6 protein-coding genes and 1 pseudogene are annotated in these 8,250 nt (G+C 61.5%); 2 read left to right on the plus strand and 5 right to left on the minus strand.

Going from position 1 to position 8,250, the window contains the following annotated elements; all coding sequences use genetic code 11:
- Positions 1-920, plus strand: a 920-nt coding sequence (locus GPT33_RS15100; RefSeq protein WP_296810349.1) for an EAL domain-containing protein, incomplete at its 5' end; no start/stop codon positions are given.
- A 249-nt stretch (positions 921-1,169) separates the two neighbouring features.
- Here the strand turns inward: GPT33_RS15100 and ccmI are convergent.
- Genes ccmI through GPT33_RS15120 form a run of 4 tightly spaced genes read right to left on the minus strand, consistent with a single transcriptional unit; the run spans position 1,170 to position 5,421 of the window.
- Complete coding sequence (gene ccmI / locus GPT33_RS15105) at positions 1,170-2,528, minus strand: c-type cytochrome biogenesis protein CcmI (protein ID WP_296810353.1); 1,359 nt, start codon at positions 2,526-2,528, stop codon at positions 1,170-1,172.
- The gene (locus GPT33_RS15110; protein ID WP_363929404.1) at positions 2,525-3,025 is read right to left on the minus strand and encodes a cytochrome c-type biogenesis protein; all 501 of its coding nucleotides are present in this window, start codon (positions 3,023-3,025) and stop codon (positions 2,525-2,527) included. Before GPT33_RS15110 ends, ccmI begins: the two co-directional genes overlap by 4 nt.
- Positions 3,026-3,076: 51 nt before the next feature.
- The gene (locus GPT33_RS15115; RefSeq protein WP_296810356.1) at positions 3,077-5,083 is read right to left on the minus strand and encodes a heme lyase CcmF/NrfE family subunit; all 2,007 of its coding nucleotides are present in this window, start codon (positions 5,081-5,083) and stop codon (positions 3,077-3,079) included.
- Complete coding sequence (locus GPT33_RS15120) at positions 5,080-5,421, minus strand: cytochrome c maturation protein CcmE (RefSeq protein WP_363929405.1); 342 nt, start codon at positions 5,419-5,421, stop codon at positions 5,080-5,082. The genes GPT33_RS15115 and GPT33_RS15120 overlap by 4 nt, the downstream gene beginning before the upstream one ends.
- 676 nt (positions 5,422-6,097) lie before the next feature.
- Between GPT33_RS15120 and GPT33_RS15125 the strand changes: the two are divergent.
- Positions 6,098-6,214: pseudogene (locus GPT33_RS15125) on the plus strand (transposase); the annotation flags it as partial.
- Positions 6,215-6,643: 429 nt separating this feature from the next.
- On the opposite strand, the gene GPT33_RS15130 reads toward GPT33_RS15125, so the two are convergent.
- Positions 6,644-7,990: an FAD-dependent oxidoreductase gene (locus GPT33_RS15130; protein WP_296810359.1), complete on the minus strand. Its 1,347-nt coding sequence runs from the start codon at positions 7,988-7,990 to the stop codon at positions 6,644-6,646.
- Positions 7,991-8,250: the final 260 nt, after the last annotated feature.

The raw sequence follows: 8,250 nt of genomic DNA on the forward strand, positions 1-8,250 counted from the left end.
CGCGCCCAACCCGGGATCTCCTGCGCGAGGCGGAGCGGGCCTTGTTGCGGCACCGCACGGAAGCGTCCGCGCCCTGGGTCGCCTACAACATCCGCATCCACGAGGAGACCCAGCAGCGCATCGAGCTGAGGCGCGAACTGCGCCGGGCGCTCGATGAGGACCAGTTCGAGCTGCACTTCCAACCCAAGGTCGATCTCGCCACCGGCATGCTCGTCGCCTGCGAGGCATTGCTGCGCTGGAACCACCCCGAGCGCGGGCGGATCCCGCCCGGCGTGTTCATCCCCATCGCCGAGCAGAGCCAGTTGATTACGCCGATCGGCGACTGGGTGCTGCGCCGCGCCTGTCGGCATCTGCGCGACTGGCGTGATGCCGGACTCGAGCCGGTACGCGTGGCCGTGGCCGTGAACGTGTCGCTGGTCCAGTTCCAGATGGGCGATTTCGCGACCCGTGTCCGGGACATCCTCGGCGAGTTCGGCGTGGCACCGCAGGAACTGGCGCTGGAGATCACCGAAAGCGTGTTCGAACGGGAATCCGACTCGCTGCTGAACCAGATGCGCGAGCTGCACGACATGGGTGTACGGCTCTCGCTGGACGATTTCGGCACCGGCTATTCATCGTTGTTGTACCTGCAGCGGTATCCCTTCGACGAGATCAAGATCGACCAGGCCTTCGTGTTGCATTTGCTCGATGACCCCTTCAGCCGCCACATCGTCGAGACGGTAATGATGCTCGCGCGGGCACTGGACGCGGAGGTCGTGGCTGAAGGTATCGAGTCGGCCGCGGTGGGCGAGGCCCTGCTGGCGATGGGGTGCCGTTTCGGCCAGGGGTTCTACTACAGCAAGCCATTGGAGGCGGAGGCCTTTCGTTGGTTGCTGGAGCAGCGCGGCAGCCTCCCGCTCACGGCCGACGCTGCCCGCTAAGTCTCGTCGCGTATCTCGCCGAAGCCGTGCATCGCAGTCGCAAGGAGCTCGAGCGGGCCGAATCAGCGTCGAAGGCCAGTACCGAACGTGAGCAATTCATCGGATCCATCATTAGAGACATACCCAATATGATCGGCTATTGGGACAGGGGTCTACGCTGCCGCTATGCCAACAACGCTTACTGCGAGTGGTTCGGAAAGTCGGATGCCTTGACCGACTTGCCGAATCGTGCACTGCTGACGGAACGGATCAAGGCCGTACGCGGTCGATTGAGACCGTCACCTGTGTGGAGCCGCTGCTCGGAATGGGGCCGGTCTCGCCCTCCAGATCGCCGGACTGGGGCATGGCCTGGCCGCTGGTTGAGACCCGGGCGCCGACGATGACCTGTGGGAAGCTGGACAGCTTCATGGTCGGCATCATGGCCATACTGTCATCGAGGCGTAGGGTCTTGGGAAGGTCTGCGACCCGGATGCGCTGCACGGCCAACGGCATCGGTGGACCTGCCGCGGCCTTGGCGTAGATGAAGACCTTGGTATCGGGCGGCGAGCGATCCAATAGCGCGGGGGCGAGTGAGACTTCGACCTCGATTGCGGGGTCTCCCGCATCCGCCTGGTTCGCGGGCTTGGATTCGGGCGGGCGCTCGTCGTCGCCGTTGGACGCCCGCGCGTCGCCCGCAGGTCCCAACTCCCCGGCGCCATTCTCTTCCGCCAGCCGAGCCGCGGACGGCACCCCGGCACGCTGCTCGGCGTCGTCGATGAGCCGTCGCAATTCGGCGGCGTCCTCGCTTTTAGGGTCGATCTCGCCCAAGACCCTTTTCCAGGAAACCGCCGCTGCGGTGAATTGACCACGTTGAAATGCCGCCATTCCGGAAAGCCAGCGCGCTGTAAGGTCGTCCGGGTCCATTTCCAACGCCTCGGCGATCAGCGCCGACGGCCGGCCTTCCAAGCTGTTGTCGTTGTTGGCGGCCAGCGCATCGGCGTATGCCACTAGCACCTGCGAGTCCTTCGGCATCAATTCGTAGGCCCTGGCCAATGCCGTCTCGGCTTTCGCGGCGTCTTGCATGGCAAAATAGGTGCGTCCGAGCATGATCCAGCCTTCGGTATCGTCGGGTGTCTGCTGCATCCGCTCCTCGAGCTGTGCGACCAGGACATCCAAAGACGGCATTCCGTCCGCCGCGCCGTTATGGCCCTGGGCCGCGACCTGGTCACCCGCGCCGGCCTCGAAGCGCGGAATCATTTCCTGGCTCCCCAGCATCAGATAGAGGGCCAACGCCGATGCGGGCACGGCCACGACCAGTGCCAGCGCTGTTAGCCGCGCGCTTGGCAGCGACATGGCGCGAGGCTGTTCCCCGGTCTTGCTGACCAGGTTGTTCAGCGCTTCCCGCTCGAGATCCCGACATGCTGAGTCATATTGGCTCTGATCCAGCTTACCCGCGGCCAGGTCGGCATCGAGCTCAGCGAGTTGCTGTTTGAACAGACCCAGGTTGACCTCATCGAGGCCGACGTCGTTGTGATCCGTCTCGCTCGTAGCGCTCAGCAGTGGCGCAAGCACGAACAGCAGGGCCAGGCCAGCGAGTCCGGCCACGAGAATCCAGAAGATGGTCATCATGATTGGTTCGCCTTGCCGTCGCGATCGGCGAGCATGTCCTTCAGTCGCAGGCGGTCGTCGTCGCTCAGTTCGGCGTCCGGCGCGGATTTCTTGCGCAGCAGTGCGCGTACCATGAACGCCGCACCGATGCCGATCAGCACGAATGGCCCGAACCAGAGGATGTACGTGGAAGGTTTCAAGGGTGGGCTGTAGAGAACAAAGTCGCCGTAGCGTGTTGTCAAAAAGTCGAGAATCTCCTCTTGTGACTGGCCGGCGCGCATCATCTTATAGACTTCGTTGCGCAGGTCCTGGGCCAGCTCCGCTTTGGATCCGGCAAGGGACTCGTTCTGGCAGACCAGGCACCGCAGCTTGCTGATCAACTCGCGAAACTCCGCCTGCTGTTCGGGACTGTCGAAGGTGAACTCCTCAAGCGTGAAGGCACCGGCGGTCAAGCTGGTTAGGAGCAGCATCGACAACAGGAAGGACTTAATCAGTGCTGGCATGCCGATTTCGTACATCTGAAAGTCCGGGATCTCGGAAAGGGCCATCCTGGATGCTGTTACCATCACTCAGGCCCTCGCCGCGATGCCGCCGACGGGCGCCGTGGAGCGTGAACGTGCGGTCCGATAACGCGGATCGCTGACGGCCAGTATGCCGCCAAGCGCCATCAGTATCGCGCCGAGCCAGATCCATCGGACATAGGGTTTGTAGTACAGGCGCAGCGCCCAGTCACCGTCTCCCACATGCTCGCCGAGCGAGATATAGATGTCGCGGAACAAACCGGCATCAATGGCGGCCTCGGTCATTGGCATGCCGCCGCCTAGATAGGACCGCTTCTCCGGGTAGAGCTCGGTGATCTGCTTGTCGCCATCATAGACCTTGAAGTGGCCTCGGTCGGCCATGTAATTCGGTCCGGGGGCCTTTTCGGCACCAAGGAATTCGAACCGGTAGCCGGCCAATTCGTGGCTGTCCCCTGGTGACATACGTACGTCTTCCTCAACCTGGAAATTGGACACCATGGTCACGCCGACGATGAACACGGCGACGCCCATGTGGGCTGTCACCATGCCGTAGAAGCTACGTCCGTTGCCGCGCAGATCAGCAATCCAACCGTCGAAGCCGCGCTTGTTCTTGAGCCGGTCGCGGACGATGGTGGCATGCGAGAACAGCAACCAGGCTCCCAGCGCGACACCGATGGGTACCCAGAAATGGCCGCCGCTGAACACCGGCAGCGCCGAGATTGCGAGCACGACGACGCTGAGCGCGAAGGCGATCCAGAGCGTCTTGATGAGGCGGCCGGGATCGTCGTGCTTCCAGCGAGCCGCGGGGCCGATGCCGAGGAGGATGGCCAGGAAAGGCGCCAATGCCAAAAACATCATATTGAACCAGGGGAATCCGACCGAGATCTTGCCCCAGCCGAAGGCCTCGTAGATCAGCGGCGCCAGGGTGCCGAATAACACCAGCACCGTGAAGGCGACGAACAGCAGATTGTTGCCGAGCAACGCGCTCTCGCGCGAAACCAGATCGAAGCGCCCGCCTTCGGATACTTTCGGCGCACGCCAGGCATAGAGTGCCAGGGAGCCGCCGATGACGATGCACAGAAAGATCAGGATGAACAGTCCGCGCTCCGGATCAGTGGCAAAGGCATGGACCGAGGTCAGTACGCCAGAGCGCACGAGGAAGGTGCCGAGCAGGCTCAAGGAGAACGCGAAGATAGCCAACAACAGGGTCCAACTCTTGAAGGCACCGCGCTTTTCGGTGACCGCCAGCGAGTGAATCAACGCGGTGCCGACGAGCCAGGGCATCAGCGATGCATTCTCGACCGGGTCCCAGAACCACCAGCCGCCCCAGCCGAGCTCGTAGTACGCCCACCAGGAGCCGAGTGCGATTCCGATGGTCAGAAACACCCAGGCCACCGTCGTCCAGGGGCGTGACCAGCGTGCCCAGGCGGCGTCGAGCCGCCCGCCGATCAGCGCTGCGATGGCGAAGGCGAAGGCCACCGAGAAACCGACATAGCCCATGTAGAGCATGGGCGGGTGGATGGCGAGACCGAAGTCCTGGAGCAGTGGGTTCAGGTCACGACCCTCCGGCGGCATCGGGAAATGGCGCTCGAACGGATTGGAGGTGAACAGCATGAACAGCAGGAAGCCGATCGCGATCATTCCCAGCACCGAGATCACCCGCGCCACCACTTCCAGAGGCAGATTCTTGCTGAAGGCGGCGACCGCCGCACCCCAGGCTGCCATGACCAACACCCAAAGTAACAGCGACCCTTCATGGCCGCCCCAAACCGCTGAAACCTTATAGGGCTTAGGGAGAAGAGTGTTCGAGTGCTGGGCGACATACAGCACCGAGAAGTCGCTGGCCAGAAACGCCTGTACCAGGCAGGCGAAGGCGATGATCAAAAACGTGAATTGCCCGTACGCCAGTGGACGTGCCATGGCCATCCAGGGGCGATTCCCGATACCGGTACCGGCCCCGTTGCCGGCGAGCGAGCCGACCAACGGGAAGGAAGCCTGTACGACGGCGATGACGAGCGCGAGGATCAGTGCGGCATGTCCGAGTTCCGGGATCATTGGGCAACGCCTCCGGATTTCAGCTGTTGAGCGGCCAACTCGGCAACCCCCTCGACATGGGCGTTCCGCAGCGTGTCGGCGACCTCTGGGGGCATGTATGACTCGTCATGCTTGGCTAGCATCTCGTCGGCGTAGAACATGCCGTCTTCGCCGATTCGGCCTTTGGTAACGACGCCCTGACCTTCACCGAACAGGTCTGACAGGATACCGGTGTAGCTGACCGGCACGACGGCGGCGTTGTCGGTGACATCGAAGCGCACCCTTAGGCCGTCTTCCTGACGCTGCAACGAGTCCTCGGCCACGAGTCCGCCGATGCGAAAAACCGCGTCGGATATCACGTCAGTTATCGGATGCGTCCCGGTGCGACGTACTGGCTCCGACAAAGACGCTGATCATTGACGGCATAAGCGTCCATTGCGGCACGAACAACGCCGCTCCTAGGTTCGGTTTGCGCCCCCAAATCCAGCGGGAAGCGACGGCGGTTTTCGTTACCGCCAAGCCGAGAGCTCGGCGTTGCTGCGACGCATCATTGCGATCCCTTCGGCAATTCGGCTCGCATGACACTGCGACCGTTCTATCGATGCACTCTGCATTAGGCATTGATCACTGGCCCGCCTTCATCACGAAGCACGATCGATGCCATGTACTCATCAGCGCAACGGATCGCTCGCAGGCGGCCGGTGACGCATTGGAGGCAAGCCGCCAGAGTCGTTTCTTTCGTCGTGCGGCAGAAGCGCATCGCGGCGGTGCCGCCTCGAACGCCGAGACAAAATGGCCGCGAAACGAGTTGGCCAAAGGAACAAAATGTCGCGCCTACGTGGCCAATGTCTCGGTGGCATTGCCGTGGCACGATCGCGGGCACCGCCTTTCCCCAGTCCGAGCCACTCGCGTGCCTGGAGAACCGATCAGCCTGAATAGAGCGGTCAGCTTTCAGCAATCCGCTCCTCCGACTCAACGGGGTGGATGCCGGCCATGCGCTGGTCCAAACAAACCCGGTGTCGCCGCGCACGGGGGTACCGCGACGCCACCACCCACGTCATCTTCGAGCCGCTGGACTTCATCGCGCTGCTGGCGGCCCTGGTGCCGAAGCCGAGAGTCAACCTGACTCGTTTTCACGGGGTCTTTGCGCCGTAGAGCCACTACCGCGCGCGAGTGACAGCGGCCAAGCGGGGCCGGTATGATCAGCCTGATACGAGGGAGGATCCACAGGGTGGCAGGTGCGCAGGAAAAAAGCGCGTCAGCGGAGCGGGGGTTGGACGGGTTCAGGGCCGAAGCTGTCGCGCCAAGTCACTTTTCGGGTCGCATCGACGACTGACCGGAGGCTCCGAAGGGCGCAACAGGAACTGCCAACAGGCAAAAAGGCGGCTATGCTTCCTATATCCCCAGATACAACCCGCCCTGCAACGTCCGGATGTAGGTGATGTCGGTCGTCCATACCCGGTTCTTGTCCGTCGCCGCACAGTGAGGTTCAACGCGTTCTCTGCCACCGGCGCGCGTGCTTGTTGTCCGTCGTCAGCACAAACCGTGTCTTCTGCTTCACCATCAAGCCCAGCTCTTTTTTCAGTTTACGGACCCGGAAGCGCCCAATCTCAAAGCATTCGTTTTCTCCCCGTCGTCATCTTTCAACTCGGTCGGTAGTATTACCACCTTAGCGAGGTGTCCGGGAGGATTAGACGATTTCACATTGTCGCCCGCACCGTCGCGGTAAGGGCGCAAACAGGAACTGCCAACAGGCAAAAAGGCGGTTAGGCTTCCTATACACTTACGTGACTCGAAGCTCTGCTTGCCTTCACCACAAAGCTGATCCACGATCACGGCAGCCTGGCGATTGATACACTCGACGAATGAAAACACCTGCCCCTTGTGTTCAGCACAATCACCGAGAGCATAGATATCCGGGTCGCTGGTACGCATGGTGTCATCGACATTGATGCCCTTGCCAACATCAAGGCCTGCTCGTGCCGCAAGCTCAACGTTGGGCTTCAGGCCGATCGCCGAGATCACGACGTCGCGCTCCATGGTGCGCCCATCCTCGAACTGGATCTGCAACCCACCGTCTCCTTTGGCGACATTGTTCATCGTGGTGCCGAGCAAAAACGCGATCCCGTTCTGCACGTATCGCTCGTGAACGTCGGTGGAAACACCCTCGGACACCACGGACGACGGCAGATACGAAGCTCTATCGTTGATCGCGACCTCATGCCCGGCACGAGCAAGGTGATCGCCCAATTCACATCCGATCAAGCCGGCACCCAGAATCAGGACCCGCTTGCTACCACTGTTGAGCAATTCCGTCAGTGACTCATACTGATCCAGGTCATTCAGCTGATGGATATGCTGCTGGATACGACGATCGTAGAGACGGAACGGCACCGCGCCCGTCGCAAGCACCAACTTGGCGTACTCGATCATGCCTTTGTCGGTTAACAAACGTTTTTTCTTACGATCCAGACCAAGAACCTGCGTACGTGCACGCAAGTCCACGTCCAGCAACTGCGCGCGATCCGGCCCTTTGGCAATGATCAGATCAGCACGCGACTTGCTGGTAACGGACACGGACAGGTGCGGCTTGTAGTAGTAGTCACCATCATCTTTCGTGACGATGGTGATCGGGCCTTCGGCACCATTCTGGCGCAGTTGCTCGGCGATGTACCAACCGCCGATCCCGGCGCCGACAATCACAATGGGATCGCCTTCCTGGTCGTTGTTGCGTTCGGCAGCGGCTTGCGCATGCTCGGACAAACCGGCAAATTCAAAACTCTCGCGAGGATCACCACAAACCGAACAAAACCATTCGGCCGGCAGGTCATCAAATCGAGTCCCCGAGGCCACCCCGTGAATCGGGTTACCCATAGCTTCGTCGTAGATATGCGCGCACGTGCCACAACGATAGCGTTTAAAACTCATCTTCCTTCTCCCCGGTATCATTGTGGTGATCGAAATGATCCTTAACCGCGCCCCCAACAACGGCGACCGATATTGGTCATTACAACACGAGGGCCTAAGCCAACAGCCCCGACCACCGGTAGAACCCCGGTACGAATTCTCAGCGGCTCATGCCGCTGCCTCGACGGTACCCTGAGAAGCCAGAGACTCCAGCCACGTCGCCCATACCTGCTGCGCCGGGCCTTGCAGAGTTGGCCCATAGCGCCGGCCATCTTCCCGTA

Origin of the sequence: Thiocapsa sp. (genome assembly GCF_011390875.1) — a bacterium.
Taxonomy (GTDB): Bacteria; Pseudomonadota; Gammaproteobacteria; order Chromatiales; family Chromatiaceae; genus Thiocapsa.